The 19,306-nt window shown below is 34.1% G+C and carries 17 protein-coding genes and 1 tRNA gene; 12 read left to right on the top strand and 6 right to left on the bottom strand.

Annotated features, from left to right (window positions below; genetic code table 11):
* Both E0W73_RS12705 and E0W73_RS12700 read right to left on the bottom strand, forming a co-directional pair.
* On the bottom strand, nt 1-1,260 hold the full coding sequence (locus E0W73_RS12705) for a putative DNA modification/repair radical SAM protein (protein ID WP_135222452.1): 1,260 nt from the start codon (nt 1,258-1,260) through the stop codon (nt 1-3).
* 145 nt (nt 1,261-1,405) lie between these two features.
* The gene (locus E0W73_RS12700) at nt 1,406-1,657 is read right to left on the bottom strand and encodes a hypothetical protein (RefSeq protein ID WP_135222451.1); all 252 of its coding nucleotides are present in this window, start codon (nt 1,655-1,657) and stop codon (nt 1,406-1,408) included.
* Nucleotides 1,658-2,059: 402 nt separating this feature from the next.
* On the opposite strand from E0W73_RS12700, the gene E0W73_RS12695 reads away from it, so the two are divergent.
* The 7 genes from E0W73_RS12695 to E0W73_RS12665 all read left to right on the top strand — a co-directional run bounded on the left by E0W73_RS12695 (nt 2,060) and on the right by E0W73_RS12665 (nt 6,831).
* Complete coding sequence (locus E0W73_RS12695; protein WP_135222450.1) at nt 2,060-2,608, top strand: DUF4494 domain-containing protein; 549 nt, start codon at nt 2,060-2,062, stop codon at nt 2,606-2,608.
* Between the two features lie 150 nt (nt 2,609-2,758).
* Nucleotides 2,759-4,285, top strand: a complete 1,527-nt coding sequence (locus E0W73_RS12690; protein WP_135222449.1) for a glycosyltransferase family 39 protein — start codon at nt 2,759-2,761, stop codon at nt 4,283-4,285.
* On the top strand, nt 4,278-4,802 hold the full coding sequence (locus E0W73_RS12685; RefSeq protein WP_135222448.1) for a DUF4269 domain-containing protein: 525 nt from the start codon (nt 4,278-4,280) through the stop codon (nt 4,800-4,802). Before E0W73_RS12690 ends, E0W73_RS12685 begins: the two co-directional genes overlap by 8 nt.
* Nucleotides 4,803-4,922: 120 nt before the next feature.
* Nucleotides 4,923-4,995, top strand: a tRNA-Met gene (locus E0W73_RS12680).
* Nucleotides 4,996-5,054: 59 nt separating this feature from the next.
* On the top strand, nt 5,055-5,309 hold the full coding sequence (locus E0W73_RS12675) for a GIY-YIG nuclease family protein (RefSeq protein WP_135222447.1): 255 nt from the start codon (nt 5,055-5,057) through the stop codon (nt 5,307-5,309).
* Nucleotides 5,310-5,506: 197 nt separating this feature from the next.
* The gene (locus E0W73_RS12670; protein WP_135222446.1) at nt 5,507-6,184 is read left to right on the top strand and encodes a hypothetical protein; all 678 of its coding nucleotides are present in this window, start codon (nt 5,507-5,509) and stop codon (nt 6,182-6,184) included.
* Between the two features lie 287 nt (nt 6,185-6,471).
* The gene (locus E0W73_RS12665) at nt 6,472-6,831 is read left to right on the top strand and encodes a hypothetical protein (RefSeq protein ID WP_135222445.1); all 360 of its coding nucleotides are present in this window, start codon (nt 6,472-6,474) and stop codon (nt 6,829-6,831) included.
* A gap of 44 nt (nt 6,832-6,875) precedes the next feature.
* Here E0W73_RS12665 and E0W73_RS12660 read toward each other — a convergent pair whose 3' ends face one another.
* Nucleotides 6,876-7,334: an RNA methyltransferase gene (locus E0W73_RS12660; protein ID WP_135222444.1), complete on the bottom strand. Its 459-nt coding sequence runs from the start codon at nt 7,332-7,334 to the stop codon at nt 6,876-6,878.
* A gap of 381 nt (nt 7,335-7,715) precedes the next feature.
* Here E0W73_RS12660 and E0W73_RS12655 point away from each other — a divergent pair, with 381 nt between their 5' ends.
* The 5 genes from E0W73_RS12655 to E0W73_RS12635 all read left to right on the top strand — a co-directional run bounded on the left by E0W73_RS12655 (nt 7,716) and on the right by E0W73_RS12635 (nt 12,047).
* Entirely contained in the window at nt 7,716-9,185 is a 1,470-nt protein-coding gene (locus E0W73_RS12655; protein WP_135222443.1) for a glycoside hydrolase family 130 protein, read from the top strand.
* A gap of 200 nt (nt 9,186-9,385) precedes the next feature.
* Nucleotides 9,386-9,949 carry a DUF6642 family protein gene (locus E0W73_RS12650; RefSeq protein ID WP_135222442.1) on the top strand — a complete coding sequence of 188 codons (564 nt, stop codon included), beginning with the start codon at nt 9,386-9,388 and terminating at the stop codon, nt 9,947-9,949.
* Complete coding sequence (locus E0W73_RS12645; protein WP_135222441.1) at nt 9,949-10,869, top strand: helix-turn-helix domain-containing protein; 921 nt, start codon at nt 9,949-9,951, stop codon at nt 10,867-10,869. The genes E0W73_RS12650 and E0W73_RS12645 overlap by 1 nt, the downstream gene beginning before the upstream one ends.
* A 71-nt stretch (nt 10,870-10,940) precedes the next feature.
* Entirely contained in the window at nt 10,941-11,141 is a 201-nt protein-coding gene (locus tag E0W73_RS12640; protein WP_162847703.1) for a hypothetical protein, read from the top strand.
* A 333-nt stretch (nt 11,142-11,474) separates the two neighbouring features.
* Nucleotides 11,475-12,047 carry a pentapeptide repeat-containing protein gene (locus E0W73_RS12635; protein ID WP_135222439.1) on the top strand — a complete coding sequence of 191 codons (573 nt, stop codon included), beginning with the start codon at nt 11,475-11,477 and terminating at the stop codon, nt 12,045-12,047.
* Nucleotides 12,048-12,127: 80 nt separating this feature from the next.
* On the opposite strand, the gene E0W73_RS12630 is transcribed toward E0W73_RS12635, so the two are convergent.
* From E0W73_RS12630 to E0W73_RS12620, 3 genes are read right to left on the bottom strand one after another with little or no spacing between them, the layout of a single operon-like run.
* The gene (locus E0W73_RS12630) at nt 12,128-13,696 is read right to left on the bottom strand and encodes a DUF4957 domain-containing protein (RefSeq protein ID WP_135222438.1); all 1,569 of its coding nucleotides are present in this window, start codon (nt 13,694-13,696) and stop codon (nt 12,128-12,130) included.
* A gap of 27 nt (nt 13,697-13,723) precedes the next feature.
* A complete protein-coding gene (locus tag E0W73_RS12625) occupies nt 13,724-15,529 on the bottom strand; it encodes a RagB/SusD family nutrient uptake outer membrane protein (RefSeq protein ID WP_135222437.1) in 1,806 nt (601 codons plus the stop codon).
* 17 nt (nt 15,530-15,546) lie between these two features.
* Nucleotides 15,547-18,786, bottom strand: coding sequence for a SusC/RagA family TonB-linked outer membrane protein (locus E0W73_RS12620; protein ID WP_135222436.1), 3,240 nt, complete (start codon nt 18,784-18,786; stop codon nt 15,547-15,549).
* Between the last annotated feature and the right edge of the window lie 520 nt (nt 18,787-19,306).

Genomic DNA, 19,306 nt, shown 5'->3' with positions numbered 1-19,306 from the left:
TTAAAATAAAACAAGCTGATTCGAAAAATCATTTTTATACTTGCTCTTCTGCAGATTTAAAATATGGTTTTTAATCTGTATTGAAGTAAAATCCTGTTGCAGCCTAAAAGGCGAAGCAAATGCCAAGAAATATTTTGCTCTACTGTAGGCAATTCCTAATTTCTGCAAATCATAAGGTTGTAGTTTTTTGAATTGTCTCGCTGCCACAATTTTTTTGGCACTCAAAAAGCCGATTCCGGGAATGCGTTTTATCAATTCCAAATCGGCGGTATTTATGTCAACGGGAAATTGATCAAGATTTCGGAGCGCCCATCCGAGTTTGGGGTCAATATCTAAATCAAGATTCGGCTGATCAAAACCAACTATTTCGTTGACATTAAATCCGTAAAAACGAATCAGCCAATCGGCCTGATACAAACGGTTTTCGCGTATCATCGGAACAGGAGTTCCTATTGCGGGAAGACGGTTATCATGGCTTATCGGAACATAACCCGAATAATAAACCCGACGCATATTCATTTTTTCGTAAAAATAATTGGCCATGCCTAAAATTTCAAGATCATTTTCTTTGGTTGCGCCAATCACCATCTGTGTGCTTTGCCCCGCTGGAGCAAAAAGCGGTATTTTGTAGTTCCGTTTTTTTTCTTCTTTATATTCGGTAATTTCGTTTTTGAGATATTCCATCGGTTTTATAACATCGATGTGGTTTTTATCGGGAGCCAAAAGTTTAAGGCTTTGTTCGGTCGGCATTTCAACATTTACGCTCAATCGGTCGGCATACATTCCGGCTTGTTTTAATAGCCCATCACTTGCTCCCGGAATTGCCTTGAGGTGAATGTATCCGTTAAAATTTTCTTCCAACCTAAGTTTTTTAGCAATCCGCACCAAACGTTCCATGGTATAATCGGGATTATCAAAAATACCCGAACTCAGAAATAATCCTTCGATATAGTTTCTTCGGTAAAAACCAATTGTAAGATCAACGACTTCCTGAACAGTAAAAGCGGCACGTTTTACATCATTGCTTTTTCTGCTGACACAATACGCACAATCAAAAATACAGTGGTTGGTAAGCAGAATTTTAAGAAGCGAAACACAGCGTCCGTCTTCCGTATACGCATGACAAATTCCGTATCCGGTAGAATCTCCCAGACCTTTGTTTTTATTTTCGCGTTTGCTTTGTCCAGACGAACACGAAACATCGTATTTAGCTGCATCGGCAAGAATAGCCAATTTCTCCATCACTCTTTCCTGTACCATTTTGACTTTTTTTGATTTGTTTAAAATGAAATTTTATTTCTCAAAATTAGTCATACAGCACAAAAACGGCTTCAAAATCACTGTTCTAAATTGTATCATTTTTTAGATTACCAATCTAGAAATCAAAAAATATGAACTGATTTTCTTAAAAAAAATCTGGATACCATTCTATGATTTCTTTTACGTTTTTTATAAAAACTTCTGTGTCTTTGCTTTCTTGTTTAATATAAAAAAGATGCTCCGTTAGCTTAAACTGTTCAATCATGTCTTTTTTCAAGTACTTGATCATAGATTCTATGCTTCGCGTATCATGTCGCTCATTTCGTTTCAATTCACGCTGTTTGCTTTCCAGATAATTCAAAGTTTCTTTTAATCTCTGAATGTTTAATTTTCCCAATACGATTCGTCTTAAATTTTTAATATAAAAAAGACGATATCGGTAATGCAGCATGATTCATTGTTCCACAAATCATTTCATTTCGAATGTGCCCCACTCCCAGATATCGTCTCTCAACACTTACGTGAAAAACAGAGCGCTGGTTTAAAAAAAGAATGAAAAAAAGGCAAAAAAAAGAATCTCAAAAAACAACGTATTGATTTTTAATTACTTGTTTTAATTTCAAAACAAAAAACAACGCAACATCTATAAATAAAATCCTATTTTCAAAAACAAACCACTAAAATACAGAACCTCAAAAGGTTACTATAATCATCTTAATTTGTGAATATTTTATAGTGCTAATTAAGATTTATTTCTGTGTGAAAATTTATCTTTGACATCCTTAAAATTTAAAAAGAGATGAGCGTAGTTTGGTACGAATGCAAAGTAAAATATAGAAAAACAGATGAAACTGGAGGACAAAAAGTATTAACAGAACCGTATTTGGTTGATGCTTTGTCGTATACAGAAGCTGAGAAAAGAATGAATGAAGAAATGGCCGCTTATACTAGTGAAGAGTTTAAAATCACATCTATCAAAGTGGCCAATTATGCTGAAATTCATCCTTTTGAAAACGCTGACCGTTGGTTTAAATCTAAAATCACCTTAATTGCTTATGATGAAGAAAGCGGTAAGGAAAGAAAAACTAGCATGTATATGCTGGTGCAGGCAAATGATGTTCGCGAAGCTTATGACAATACGCTTCATATAATGAAAAACACTATGGGAGAATACTCAATTCCTGCAATTTCAGAAACACCAATTATGGATGTTTTCCCTTATTTCAGTGGCGAAGAAGGCGAAACCGAAATGCTGGAAAGATTCAACTCCTTGAAAGCTTCTAAACCTGAAAAACCAGCAGCAGAAGTTATTGACCACATGGAATTTGAAACCGCTTTAGAAGAATAATTTCTTGCATTAGCACGTTATACAACATTGAAAAGCTTCAGAAAATCTGGAGCTTTTTTATTTTGACGCATTTTAATTTCTAAAACAATTTTCAAAATAAATAATATCTTAGCTGAAACTAAAATTTAACCCGCTCCAAACCAGACTAGAATGAGTAAGAAAACCATTGTTTTAATCGGATTTATTATTTTAAAATTTGCGCTACACTATTTTTTGGTAAACGCTGCATACGATTTACAACGTGATGAATACTTACATCTCGACCAGGCGCATCATTTGGCTTGGGGTTATTTGTCTGTTCCGCCAGTAACCTCATGGATTTCTTATCTGATTTTTCTTCTCGGAAATTCAGTTTTCTGGATAAAGTTCTTCCCTGCCCTATTTGGTGCTCTAACTCTTTTAGTTGTTTGGAAAACAATCGAACATCTAAAAGGTGGCTTCTATGCCCTGACTTTAGGCGCTCTTTGTATTTTATTTTCGTGTTTGCTAAGGCTGAATATGCTTTTTCAGCCCAATTCGCTTGATGTTCTTTGCTGGACTTTGTTTTACTATTTTTTAATTCGATACTTTAGTTCTGAAAAAACAAAATGGCTTTTTTTCGCCGCAATAACTTTTGCTTTCGGATTTCTAAACAAATACAATATCGTATTTCTGTTGCTCGGAATCGTACCTGCAATACTACTGACAAAACAGCGAATGATATTCGTAAAAAGAGAATTATACATCGCTCTAATTTTCGGATTAGTTCTAATGCTTCCGAATCTTTTATGGCAGTACAATAATAATTTCCCGATTGTTCATCATATGAAAGAGCTGTCAGAAACACAATTGGTAAACGTAAATCGTATCGATTTTTTAAAAGAACAACTGCTGTTTTTTATCGGTTCGATATTGGTAATTCTTGCAGGTTTTTATGCGTTGTTGTTTTATAAACCTTTTCAAGAATTTAAGTTTTTATCCTTTTCATTAGTTTTCACTCTTCTGATTTTTATTTATTTCAAAGCCAAAGCTTATTATGCCATCGGTTTATACCCAATTTATATCGCTTTTGGCTCTGTGTTTTTGTCCGATATTTCAGAAAAAGACAGGAAGAGATTCTTAAGGCCAGTTGTAGCATTATTTCCCGTTTTATTTTTTATTCCGATGTACGATATTGTCTTTCCAAATAAAAGTCCGCAATACATCGCTTCTCATCAGGAAAAATATAAAAAGTTAGGAATGCTTCGATGGGAAGACGGAAAAAATCACAAATTGCCTCAAGATTTTGCCGATATGCTCGGATGGAAAGAATTGGCACGCAAAACCGATTCAATTTACAATTTGCTTCCGAATCAAAAAGAAACTCTTGTTTTGTGCGATAATTACGGTCAGGCGGGAGCTATTAATTTTTATTCAAAAAAAGGGATAAAAGCCGTTTCTTTTAATGCCGATTACGTAAACTGGTTTGACCTTAGCATCCCGTATAAAAACCTGATTCGCATAAAGGAGTTTGATGAAGAAAGCAAGGAATTTGCAGAAACATCTCCGTTTTTCGGCACTTCGGTAATTGGCGGACAAATTACAAACAAGTATGCAAGAGAATATCTGACCACTATTTTTGTTTTTACAAAAGCCAAAATCGATATCAGAAAAAGACTCGAAGACGAAATTAAAGAAACCAAGAACTATAATGACTGATTTTACAAAAATCGCCTATCTAAAAAACGGAAATCTAAAACAAAAACGGGCTTTTGAGGTTCTTACCCACTATAAAGTTTTGGAAAATCTGGCAGAATTTGACGCTCTCATAACCGGAACAATTCCGATAAATATCGATATTGACGGAAGTGATTTGGATATTATTTGCTATTGGAAAAACAAAACTTATTTTATTGAAAAAGTAAAATTGCTTTTTCAAAAATACAATGGCTTTTGGATAAAAGAAAACATAATTAATGCTCAGGAAAGCGTCGTTGCGAGTTTCAGACTAGATGAATTCGAAATTGAAATATTTGGACAAAATATTCCAACGCAAAATCAAAATGCTTATAAACACATGGTTGTTGAAGCTAAAATCCTTCGTTCAAAAGGTGAAAATTTTCGTGTAGAGATCATTAAACTAAAACAAAACGGACATAAAACAGAACCTGCCTTTGCTTTATTATTGGGTTTAAAAGGAAATCCGTACGAAGAATTACTATCATATGAAGTTTAAAAAGCTCTTTTAATCAAACATAAAAACCTAAAAATCAGCGTTTTAAATTAAAAAAACAAAAATAAATCATAAAAACTGTTGTAAAAATGCATTTAGTGTGTATCTTTGCACCCGAAACATCGCGGGATAGAGCAGTAGGCAGCTCGTCGGGCTCATAACCCGAAGGTCACAGGTTCGAGTCCTGTTCCCGCTACTAAGAAAAACACCACTTATTGCAAGTGGTGTTTTTTTTTGTTTATAGCATTTTGTAATATGGATGAATTTGTTGTTTACATTCTTTATTCTAAAAAATTTAAGAAAACCTACACTGGCTTCACTTCTAACTTAATTGATAGATTCAAATCACATAATTTTCTTGGGACAAAAGGTTATACTCTAAAATTCAGACCATGGATAGTTATTCATGTTGAATTTTTTAATTCTAAAACCGAAGCAATAAAAAGAGAAAAATATTTAAAAACCGGAATAGGAAGAGAATTCATAAAAAATCTTATTTCTGAGATTTAGCGCGGCGGGCTCATATCCGCCGCGGCGGACACAGGTTCGAGTCCTGTTCCCGCTACAGGGACAAAAGCTTCAGAGAAATCTGGAGCTTTTTTTGTTTATATTTGATTTAGATTGCGGGTGCGAAGTCAGGAGACATTCGCATAGCTCTCATAAGAACATTTTCAAGATATGAAATACTATAATAACAAAGAAAAAACATGAAAAAAACAACACTTTTATCAATTTTAATTTTGATAAGTTTTAAAATTCACAGTCAAATAATTGTGAAAAATAATACTAAAACTCCAATTACAAATTTTTACATAATTGAATATGACTCTATACTTAAAGCACCTTATTGCGGACAAATATTTAATGAAAATTTAATTGATAAAAAATTACCCGCAGGTAAAAGTGTTAAGCTGAAATATAAGCTCAAAACCTCTGTACATTACAATATTATTTGTTTTAACGCAACTTCTCCGTACTATTATGAAAATGTTTGCTTTAAATATTTTATACCTGGTGAATCCAAAACTTTAAATATTGAAACAAAAGACATAGAAGAGGACTTTTCCGAATGTGACTTAGAAACCGATCCTAAAAACGGATTTACAACAGTAAAGTTTGATTTTAAAAACAACACTTCAAGTAGAATAATCAAAGGTTATTATAAATTTTCAGAAAATGAAAAATATAAAAAATATTCTTACTTTCAGCTACAGCCCCTTTTTAGTGGATTGAATCGAACTGTTAAAACCTCAAACACAATTCCTATCAGTGTTTCAAAGATTTTTTTAAAATTTTACTTTGAAGACAAAGGAGTAATTACTTCTAAAGAATATGAGGCTGATATTAAAAATATAGAAAAATCCAACATCTTTGAAATTAATTAAAATTACCGCTAATAGCTATACAAGGCATTGCTATTTAGTGCAATTTAGATATAATTTGTCCTTGGCAATTTTGTGCTAAACGGGAAAATTATTTAATTGCTATAAAGTAAAATTAAAACCGCATGGAAAGACGCTTAATAAGAACAGAATTACGAATTACTATGCTACAATTTCATGAAAATCTTTAATAAATCGGTTAGATATTTGAATGCTTTTTTGTTTTACTGCTTATTCACTTTGTGGAATCTGATAAAGTTACATAATGTATTACCTTAATCTTAAAAAGAATGAATAAAAAATTCTGTCAGGAAAATATGAAATCTAATAAATTCATTCAGATATTAGTGATTTCGCTTCCTTTTATCATTTTAGGCTTTTTTGGATTGATTGGAAATAGAGCTCGAGAGCGATTTTATAATTCAAAAATAGATGCAAAAATTATAGACAGCAGTAATAGACAGAAGAGAACTTGTAAATACTATCTACCAAACGACCTGCAAATTAACATTACCGCTGTAGACACTTTTAAATTATTGGTCGGAGATTCCATTTCAAAAAATGAAAAATCCTGGAAATATAAAGTTTTCAGAAAAAAAAAGCTAGAGAAGAATTTTCGATTTATCAATTCATATAAAATGGAGGAATAACAACTACTAAATAGCTACTAAAACTAATTGATAAAAAACCTTTTTTATGAACGTGGCTTTGGCAAATTTCTGTCGTACATAATGATAGTTCCTGCCACCGCCACATTTAGGCTTTTTGCTGATTTAAATTTCACTAAACTATGACATTTGCTCATTGCATTTTTGGACAAACCATGATCTTCTGCCCCCAATAAATAAACGCATCTTCTTGGATGTTCAAAAGTTTCTAAATCAGAGGCTTTTTCTGCCAGTTCTACTCCCACTAATCTTGCTCCTTTAGGTAAATTTTCATAGAAATCCTCAAAAGTTTCGTAATGAAAATAAGGAATCGCTTTTACAGCATCATGAGTATCACATGCTTGTTTAGCATATCGATTACCAATGGTAAATATAAAAGTAGCGCCCATGTTTTGAGCCGAACGCCACAAAACTCCCAAATTTTCGGGTGTCTTACCATTTTGTATTCCTATGCCAAAATACTCATTTATAAAGTTATCATTCATAAATGCAAAAGTACAAACTTTACATATGAATTTACCAACTATTGCTTCAAACCGATTTATTTAGCTTACAATAAATTTTCCAATTGTTATAATCGCCACTTTGCTCAAATTCTTCTGTCTGTAAAACCGCATTCAATTCATTGAAAATCTAGAGATTCCTTTTTCTGTAATTTTATTCTTTCATCAATTAAGAAATAAATGCGGAAAAACAATTTTAATAAAAAATTAGGCTTTTTTCTTTAACAAAATTATTAACTTGTTGTTAGAAACAGATTTCGTCCTAAGCAAAAAAGCTCGTATCAGGATTTATATTCCTGATAATTTTGTATTTAGACTCACAAAAGAAATCTGCTGTCGAATTCTAAAACTAAATTAAAATCTATGCGAGTATCCGTCACCCGAAAAAACATAAAATTTACACCCGATTCCAGAAGAGTTGTTGCTCGTTATTTCATGAACGGTTACGAAAGAACCCAGCAGATGGTAACTCGTATCATGATGCTCGACGACAAACAAGTTTTGCAGACTTTGGAACAAACCTTAAGAGAGTTTGCAAGACGTCATCGAAATATTTCAGCAGTTTTTTTCAGACACTGCGAAAAAATCAGACCCGTAATCGAAGCCATGCAGATAGATTACGAAGCATTATCTCTCGACCGTAAAATGCTTATTGGATCCTATTGCACAATGGAATATGCAATTGAATCTGCCGCAATTTTTAATCCTTCAATTGTTGAAGATTTTGACCAAACCGGACTCGAAGCAGGCGAAAAGAGAGTTATTATTTCTTTTCGAGCCACAGGAGAAGGCCATATCTCTTCCATCGTTTTTAGAAGAGGAATTTTGGACCGCGACAACAATCTTCATATCATGAAAATTGGTAATCATATTGACAAGGCCGAAATCGAGCACAAGACTTTATTCAATAAAGAACGATTTTTGACCAAATTGTCAGAGATGCATACTACAGACAAATACATTGTCCAAATCATGCAGGATCTTCCGAATGAATTTGAATTTGCCGTTTTAAAAAACATACTAAAACAAAACCTTAGCGACCCTGTAATTCGCGAAGAAAGACGAATAGCGCTTCAGGAAATATTATGGCTTGCGAATTCTTTTTACGACTTGCAGTTTAAGCACGATTCTGACATTACTGAACGTGTCATTTTTCCGATTTCGGATTCTGAAAGCCGCGGAATCGAAGATGCTCGTTTTGTGCGTTTTGTCGACGACGACGATTCTGCACGCGTCATGGCAACCTATACAGCTTACAACGGTCATACAATACTTCCTAAATTAATTTCTACCGAAGATTTTTATAATTTCAGAGTTATGCCTTTGCATGGAGCTGGTGCACAAAATAAAAATCTGGCTTTGTTTCCTAGAAAAATAAAAGGTAAATATGCTATGCTGGCCCGTATAGACGGTGTAAACAATTATATTATGTATTCTGAACGTGTCACTCAATGGAACACGCCGATTTTGCTTCAGGAACCAAGATACACATGGGAATTCACACAAATCGGAAACTGCGGTTCTCCCCTATGGACAACAGAAGGCTGGCTGGTAATCACACACGGGGTCGGAACCATGCGCCGTTATTGCATTGGAGCATCTTTATTTGATCTTGATGATCCTTCTAAAGAAATCGGAAGATTGAAGGAGCCATTGCTTTCGCCCTTAGAAGATGAACGCGAAGGATATGTTCCGAATGTAGTATATTCTTGTGGTGCCATTATTCATAACAATAGCCTTATTTTGCCTTATGCTGTATCAGACTACTGCTCTACTTACGGAGTTGTCGATCTTGCAGAACTATTGGATGCATTGAAGAAAAGCAATCAGTAAACCATATTAAAAACCAAAAGCGGATCAGTGCAAAAACTGATTCGCTTTTTTTATTTTGATTCTTGATTTAAAGATTTCATTATCCTATATCTTCAAATTAAAAACAAGTTAAAATCGGCATTCCATAGCAAAATTTCTTTCAGAAAAAATACTTTTGTAAAACTGAAGATTAGACTTAAGCAAAAACAGAATCTGGATTTATGGATAACGAAAAGTTTATTTTTTGCCTTGAAGGTGTCGCCGACGTAGAAAATCATATTACTACAAATGTGGTAAAATGCCTCGAAGAACTTGCAATAGACCAAGGAATTTCGAGTATTCATAAAACATGCGATACTATTGAAGGCTTGGAAGAGAGTCTGAATATTTTGCTTTACGAAGATCATAATTTTAAGGATTACGAAATCATTTATCTTGCCATGCCGGGACAGGAAAACAACATCTGTCTTCATGATTATTACTACAGCATAGAAGAAATCGCAGAACTTTTTGAGGGGAAAATGAAAGGCAAAATCATTCATTTTGCCAATCTAAAAGTTTTAGACCTAAACGAAGAAGAAGCACAATATTTCTTAGACATTACAGGCGCAAGAGCTATTTCTGGTTACGGCTCAACTTATAACAAAATCGCCAGCTGCAGCACGATTGACAAAGCTTTTTTCTCTTTGTATCAGGAAAACGATAATCTTATTGAAGTGGTCGAAGATCTTTATACCAAACATTACAATCTTTGCAAACTACTCGATTTTAGATTATATTACTGATGAAAACAAAAAAGACTGAAAAAGTAGAAACCTACAGCCCATCAGGATTTCGGGAAAAGTTTCTGGGAGAATACAATCCTATTCACCTGCTTTTCAAATCCAATTCTGACCATTTCTTTTGTCTCGAAATCGAAGAAATCATGCAGATGCAGCATCCAGTACCACCTTCTAAGCACTCCTGCCATACCTTAATTTTTATTGCTTCGGGGCAACATGTTATGAAGTTGGGGCATCAGGAATACATCACTAGAGATAACGAAATGATTATGGTGCCGGCTGGACAGATTTTTTCTCTCGAAAATGTCAACAATATACACAAAGGATATATCTGTCAGTTTCATCCTGATATTTTGATTAGGAAATATGGAAGCCGGGAACTTTTAAATGAATTCGATTTCTTGAAGATTTCGGGAAATCCGAAAATAAGCCTTCCTCCTGAGGACATTAAAGATATTGTCAATATTTTAAAAAGATTGAAAAAAGAATATTCTGAAACTGCATTTACAGATCTTAATATTGTACAATCGTACCTGATTACTCTTTTTTACGAGATGAATAAAAACACGGTAAAAACGGTAAAAGGCATTTCGGCTGCTGAGGTTATAACATCAAAATTCACGGAACTGATTCATGATTATATAAAAACACAGCATCAAGTCAATTATTACTCTTCCCTATTAAATGTTACCCCAAATCATTTAAATAAGTGCGTCAAAACAGTAACCGGAAAATCGGCTGTGAAATGGATTGACGAAAACATACTGTTAGAAGCCAAATATTTACTCTTTCAAACCACACTTTCTGTAGGCGAAATTGCAACACAAGTAGGTTTCGAAGACCAGTCTTACTTTAGTCGCTTCTTCAAAAAAGCAGAAGGAATTTCACCGATACGATATCGAAAAATGATTGATAAGTCCTAATTATTGATTATTACATCCTAACAAACAGCTTGGCTTTTTTCAGAAATTTGCCTTTTAAAAAAATGCAAATTATGATTTATGTCTTTAAAACTTCTGTTGACAATCCGTCAAAATTTGAATCGGCTTCTGCCTTACTTAACGAATTATTACCAGGCACTTTGTGGAATTTTGATCTTGAAGACTGTGATAATATTTTAAGAATCGACAGCGATCTTGATATTCCGAATCTAATTCTAAACAACGGCATTTTTGACTGTATCGAATTAGAGTAAAACCATAACAAATCAACTAACTAATTAAATCCAAAAAACACACGGTATAATACTGACGCACAACGGCAAATAGTACAATATAATTTGTATTACCCGTTGGGTATAATTAAAAAATAAAAGCATTTTAACACATAGAAGCATAGTTTTTTTGTGCCGAAAAAAGAAAATGGAAGAAACAAGTTTCCAAACATAGCTAAACTATGTGCATTTAGACTAGTGAAACGCCTTTTTTAAGTTTAGTTAAACTATGTTTCTATGTGTTGAAAATAATTTCACCCAACGGGTTTGTATTGTATGAACAATCAGAATTAGCCTCAACCTCTTCATAAGAATATGGAAATCAAATTATATCAAAATCGAACTTTTGATAACGTAGATTACTCGGAACAAAACTTGTCGAATACCGAATTTGTTAACTGCGAATTCACTAACTGTAATTTTTCTAAAAGCGACCTGAGCCATAATGATTTTCTGGATTGCGCTTTTAAAAACTGCAATCTTTCCCTAGCCAATTTAAGAAATACAGGATTGAAAAATATCAAATTTATTGGATGCAAGCTAATGGGGCTCGACTTTAGTGCCTGTAACAGTTTTTTATTCTCTATGAATTTTGAAGATTGCATCTTAGATTACGCTACGTTTATTTACAAAAAACTCAAGAAAACCAACTTTAAAGATTGCTCTTTAAGAGAAACAGATTTTTCGAACAGCGATTTATCTTTAGCGATTTTCAAAAATTGCGATCTTTCTGGTGCCACTTTCGTGGAAAGTATTTTAGAAAAAACCGATTTCAGAACGTCTAAAAATTACGCTTTCGACCCATCAGAAAACAAAATCAAAGGAACCAAAGTTTCCCATTCGGCACTTGCAGGTTTATTACAAAAATTTGATTTTGAGATAGAATAATTCTAAGTGTTAGACAAAGCCAAAAAAAGAGGGATACAATTATTTTGCATCCCTCTTTCGTATTAACTAACCATGAAATTTTATTTTATCCAACGTGGGTCTCCAACTTTATTATCAATCAAAGTCTGGTTTCCTAATGTAAAATCTCCAATTGCTGCATTTGCAAATTGAGGATCTAGTGTTGTTGCACCAGTATCTGGTCTATTATTAGTTAATGCCGCTTTTAAATTTGGTGAATTATAATTATTATTATTTCCAAATCCTGGAGCATTTGTTGCAACTTGGTTTGTATATACTGCTGCCCCCACTGCTAGCAATGTATTGCGTACCGCTAAAACGTTCGTTGCAAAACGCACATACAAAATTCTACTAGCAAGTACCAATGTAGGAGCGTATATCGTACAACCATCAATTACTACATTACTAGTTAGACTTCCTCCTGAGAAACCAGAAGCTGCATCTAAACGTATGAAATCACGTGATGAACAATTATCAAATGTACTTTTTGTTAAAGTAACACTTTCAACATATGTAGTTCTAAAATCGATAAAATCAGCACCTCCAGCAGTATTTACATTTTTAATGATACTATTGTCTATAGTAAATGATTTCAATCTAGCTGATGCATTTCCATACATAAGTTGAGAAGGATAGTCATGAACATAAGAGTTGCTTATTAAAATATCACCTAAAGGCTGCGCTTGTGCTGTTCCGATTGTGATAGCACCTCCTGTCAAACCTGTTCCGTTCAAATCCAAATCAATCAAAGACAAATTCACTGCATCACCAGGATTAGCAGGATTATTCGTAACAGTGAATTTTACAGTAAGTTTAGGTTTATTTTCTGGCCTTACTCCTCTAATAACAAGTTTTTTATTAACCAATATTTCACCTGTTGTCTGATAAATACCTGGCATAAGCAATAATCTTGAGTCAGCTGTTACCTGAGCTATTTTAGCATTTAAATCATCTCCCGGATTAACAACTATACCTTTTGTGAGATCAACACCGCTCATAAAAGTTAGTATCCCTCTAGTTTTAGTTCCATTTTTTAAAGTAGCCGTACAACTTACTTCTGGGGTTAAACCCGTAACAATTGCAACTCCCGCAGCTTTTTCTTCTGGTGTTATAGTGTGAATTACATCACCTGGTTGGACTAAAATTTGAGTTACATTACTATTAGGTGTCCATCGCAAAGTAACAGACCTTGCTTGAATTTCTTCCGGCTTAATTGGAAAGAAAATTTGTTCCGATAATGTTGTAGCCGTTGTAACTGTCCATTTTGAATCTTCTAGTCCGAAGGCACTTACTGCTTTTACTCTAATGGAATAAGTTGTTTCCCCTTCTAATGGCACTTGTATAGGTAATTCTGTAGGCGCTACATTTACTGTCTTGTAAATAGTCTTGAACTCCGGGTCATCTGGACTAAATTCCACCACATAATGATCTGCGTTTTCATCAGCTTTTACCGTCCAGTTTAATTCAACTGTGGTTGAATTTCTAACTCTAGCCGTAAGTCCAATTGGAGAGAATTCTCTCGTATTTCCTACACCGTCTAATAACTCTTCATTGTAACTTTCACAACTTGAAACTCCAACTGCAAGTAGTAATAGGGCTATTAATCCTGTAAATATATATTTTGTTTTCATCTTAATAACTTTTTTATTTTCTAGATATTAATAACCATAATCATTTTTCAGCTGACCATTACTTCCATCAAGAAACACTTGCCATATTGGCCAAAATTGTCTGTTATCAGGATTAACTCCCGGTTTGTACAACGAGTTTATCTTAGTATCAGCAGCTGTACCTGTCCATGTCCACACAACAGAAGAATAAGTCGATCCAGGATTTGTTGTTTCTCCTCTATTCAATCCATATACATCTAAACTAACATTATCGGATTTGTATTTGTAATATAAAGTTGTTGGCACAGTAGAATAAGCCCCTGAACGAGTTGATAAATCTGCCATTTTTTGTTTTGCTTCATCTAATTTAACTTTTAACAAATTCCAACGAATTAAATTTTGCTTACGCTCCATTTCTCCTGTAAATTCATATTTATTCTCCTCAACAAGAGCATTAAACATCGATTCTTTACTGGTCAAATTATTAACGTAATTTTCAACTTTAACAGCTTGATCTGCTGCAGAAAATGCTCGGCGACGAATTTCTTTAAGATATGGCATTGCTGCCCCAGGCCCCTCTAGTTCATTTGCTGTTTCAGCGGCAATAAGAAGGACCTCAGCATAGCGCATGTACATTTTATTTACCCCATCGTCATTAGTAGAAGTTACATACCGTTTCATCCATTCATAACGATATTTACCAAAATACCAAGTATCCAAGGTACCCAACTCTTGTTTAGCTATAAAGTTCGCATTTGCTGTGCCATATTTATAAGGTACACAAGTAACATCTCTACGAGTATCAACTTGATCATAATCATAGAAAACAAATGGTAATGGTCCAGCTACACCTCCACGATTAGCCCCATTAGCCTGAAATTGGTCTTGAGCCGCTGTGTGTTTTACAGCAAATGTAAAGAGCATTCTACCACGTCCATCTGCGAAAGGAAGCTCCCAAAGTGATTCGCCACCAGCAGTAGTAACTTCTTCATTGTATTTTCTCCATAATCCTTCAAAAGTAGATTCTAAATGAGCAGAACCACTTTGAATCACCTCACGAGATTCTTTTAATGCCAAGGCATACATATTAGCAACCGAAAGTTCTGGATCGTTACTTCTTCTAACTCCGTCAGGGTATTGCTGATAACCGCTTGCCACCAATGCTAGACGTGCTCTAAATGCTTTTACAAAAGCTTTATTAACATGTTCTACAGTATTTGTATAAGAAGTTTCATTCGGCCATGCTACTAATGTTGATGCCTCTCCTAAATCTTCAATTAATTGTTTGTAAATAACATCTCTGTTTGATTTAGGCAAATATAACGTCGCAGTAGTAATAGGCTCAAAACGGGCTGGAACGTCGCCCCACGATTTAAGTAAATCGGCGTAGTAAATTGCTCTGAGCGTTAATGCCTCTCCCAATAATTGTCCCATTTCTGTACCTGGTTTTGCATTACCATACTTGCGTATACCCTCAATACAAATATTTGCTCTCTCAATACCTAAATACATCATTGCATAAGCATTGTTAACAGTATTCATCTCTGTATTACTAGGCTTTGCATCATAAACACACAAATCTGCTTTATCTCCAGCTGTTTGTGAAGCATTGTACCATTCTACATCTGTATTTAATCCATAATATGGCAAAAATCTTCCTCTATACGAGTTTGTTTCAGCAAATGGCACTTTTATTCCGTCAATAGCTCCTTTTGCAAGTTCAGCATCAGAAAAGATTAATTCTGGCTTTAATGTTGATGGTGCGTCTGTTTCTAAATAGTCGTCTTCAAATTGTTGGCAAGAACTAAATAGACTTGAAATTATCAATCCTGCAATTATTATTTTATGTTTCATTTTGTGATAATTTAAAATTAGAAATTAAGATTCATCCCAAAAATCATTTGTCTGCTTCTTGGATAAGGACTTGAATCAACCCCTGGAGTAAGAGGATTTTTTCGTTTAGTTGAAACTTCCGGATCAGAACCCGAATAGTTAGTCCAAACAAATACATTGGTCGCTGTTAAGTAGAATCTTAATTTAGAGACTCCAAGTTTAGATGTAAACATCTCTGGGGCTGTGTATCCTAATGTTAACGTGTTTAATCTTAAAAAAGATGCGTCTTCAACTGCCCAATCTGTAAATATGGCGCTTCTCATATATGGAGACCACATAGTTGTATTAGCATTTAGAGCCGCTAATGCATCTGGATCTGTTACTAATTGACCTGAAGCTGGATCTAAATTCGTCCATCTTTTTCCATCAGCCATTGTAGAATTTAAATTTTTATACTGTCCAGAAGCTGTAGCTGTTGAGAATTCAATCTTATCAGCATTATAAACTTCATTACCAATGCTCCAGTTAAAAGCTGCCATTAAATCAAATCCGTAAGCATTTCCATTGATAACAAAACCTCCTGTACTTTTAGGATTAACATTACCAATAACTGTTTTATCATTTAAATCTACCTTACCATCTCCATTAACATCTTTTAATTTCATATCTCCAGGTTTAATAGAGCTTCCATCTCCAACTAGAGTAGTAGCAGTAGGAGTTACCCCTGCTTTTAGAACATATTTGCCTCCAACATAATCAAAGTCAGAAACTTCATATCTACCATCATTTTTATATCCGTACATAGTACCAAGTGAAGAACCAACAGCAATTAGATAATCATCTCCTATTTGAGAAGATGCCCAGCCCGTACCTTGTCCAAAATTGCTCATAACTCCTAATGAATTGATACGATTTTTATTCATTCCCATATTGAATGAAAAATTCAATCCATATTTAGGTTTTTCAATAGCTACAACATTTATAGTAGCCTCAAAACCAGTATTTTGAGTTTCTCCCATGTTGCGGTATTGGAATTCATATCCAGATCCTGGAACTGGGAAATTGATTAATAAATCGCTTGTAATATTTTTGTAAACATCAAAGTTACCACTTAAACGATTTTTGAAAAATCCAAAATCCAAACCAACATTCTGAGTTACTGTAGTCTCCCATTTCAAATCAGGGTTAGGCATTGTTTTTGGAATAGCCCAAACACTAGTAACGCCATTAATCCAAGTTGTTGGTATAGATTGAAAAATCTGAGTTTGTTGTCCTACTGGTATATTATTATTTCCTGCTTCACCATAACTAGCCCTTACTTTTAAAAGGTCTATCCATGATTTATCTTTAAGAAAACTCTCTTCTGAAATTTTCCATCCTGCTGCAAAAGCCGGGAAATATCCCCAACGACTTTGACTCAAAAATTTACTAGATCCATCGGCACGGAATGTAGCTGATAAGATGTAGCGGTTTTTGTAATCATAATTAGCACGTCCAAAAAATGATAACAATCTGTCGTCTGGACTATAATAGTTGTCAACTGCTTGTGGTGTTCCTTGAGATGTAAGTGATTTTGCTTGATTAAAATCGAAGAAAGAAGGATATCCATGAATAGTAGAAGTTACAGTATTTACCTCATAATTGATACTTTCTTGTCCAACTAAAGCTGTCAAATGATGGTTTTCACCCATTATTTTTTTGAAATCATAATTCAATGTATTAGCATTTCTAAAACGTCTTTCTTTACCATCTGTTATAACCATAGCTGGTTTACCTTGCAATCCACTAGCTGGAGCATTAGCCACATAATAAGTGCTACGTCCATAATAACGGTAATCCAAGCTGTTGTAGTTATCAAGACCTAAATCTACTTTCAGTTTTAAATTATCTACAAGCTCCCATCCAAAACTTCCCAACATATTAAAGTTTTTACGAAATTGTTGACGGTTATTGTCATAGATTGATCTTAAAGGATTAATCAAGACATCTGTACCATCTCCAGAAACGTCGTCTGAGGTCAATCCTGAAACTGGAATTGGTGCATAACCAACAATAGTTCGCATACGTGAATCTGAAGAAGATTTCTCATTTTGCTCATTTACACCTCCACCATCAATCTCTGTATCAGAATAACGCATAGTAAACCCAACATCAATCTTATCACTTAATTTACTTTTTAAAGCCAAAGCCAAGTTGTTTCTTTTGTAATTTGAACCAATCATAATGGCTTTTTCATCATAATGAGCATAATTAAAGTTGTAATTAAGCTTATCAGTTCCACCTCTGATTCCTAAATCACGGCTTTGAACCTCTCCTGTACGTCCAAAAATCTGTTTTTGCCAATCATTACCTCTTAGACCATTGTACATATCGTGGTCTTCCCAATTTCCAAAATATCTAGTATATGAAGTTGGGTTGCTAGGAACTTTTGTTCCCGTTTGCGAAAGCAAAGCATACTCGTATTGCCACTTAGTATAATCCTCAGGCGACAAAACATCTATTTGTTTGGCCATCGTTTTCATACCGTAGAACATATTGAAGTTTACCGCAATTTTACCATCTTTACCACTTTTAGTTGTAATAAGAATTACCCCATTTGCACCACGTGATCCGTAAATTGCAGTCGAAGCAGCATCTTTTAAAACAGTCATCGTCTCAATATCAGATGAAGAAATATCATTCATATTATTGATCGGAAATCCATCCACAATAATTAATGGCGAAGCATCCTGAGTTAGAGATCCTCCTCCACGAACTCTAATTCTGATATCTGCGTCTGGAGATCCTTCTGCTGCAGTAACCTGCACCCCAGCAATACGACCTGTTAAAGCTTCAGCGACATTTGCTACCGGAACTTTCTTTAAATCGTTACCCGAAATAGTCGAAACCGCTCCAGTTAAATCAGATTTCTTAGAGGTTCCATATCCAATTACAACAACTTCATTTAAGCTGTTCGAATCTTCTGTCATCGTTGCATTTACTTTTGCTTTTCCGTCTGCAGGAACCTCAACCGTTTTAAATCCTATAAAAGAAAAACTCAAAACTGCTTTTGGATTGGTTAATTTCAACTTATAATGTCCGTCAAAATCTGTAGAAGTTCCGTTTTTAGTTCCTTTCTCCAGGACATTTACCCCAGGGAGAGACAGCCCTGCGGCATCTTTAACGGTACCCTCTATTGTAGTGCTCTGTGCATAAATCTGATTACTCAGCAAGCACAGTAAGAAAACAAGTACAGAGCAGAAATTTGCTCTTTTGTTTAATAAATCTTTAAAGTTCATGGTTGATTGTTTAAGTTACTAAATTTTTAAGTTTTTTGTGGTTAAGTGGTTTTTTGTGGTAATTTTTGAATCATATAGTATAGTTTTAAAAATTGATTTTAACAGTAATAAAATTACTTCAAAGCAATAGTAGCTTAACATGAGCGATTTTTTTACCTTCTGCTACTTAATCGATTTCGAACATAAAACTAAAAGTTGTAATCGATTACACAAACATAGATATTTTTTTTAAACGAAAAAGAAAAAATCATAAAAAAATCCCAAAAAAAATTACATATCAAAAAAATACTCGGTTTTTTATATCACATATATAATTTATACCGACATAAAATATTAAATATATTTTTATTAATCGCTAATTTGATTTGATTTTTGCAAAAAAAACAATCGATTACATGAATATAAATTACGAAATTATTAGGTGTATTTTTCACACTTAAATTCAGCAAAAGATTGACTTTTATTTTGGAAAACAAGCAATAATTTAAAAGGTATTTTCTGACTTAGAGCAAAAATGCTT

The sequence above is a fragment of the Flavobacterium foetidum genome, from assembly GCF_004634245.1.
Classification (GTDB): domain Bacteria; phylum Bacteroidota; class Bacteroidia; order Flavobacteriales; family Flavobacteriaceae; genus Flavobacterium; species Flavobacterium foetidum.
This window is presented reverse-complemented; position numbering and strand designations above follow the sequence as displayed.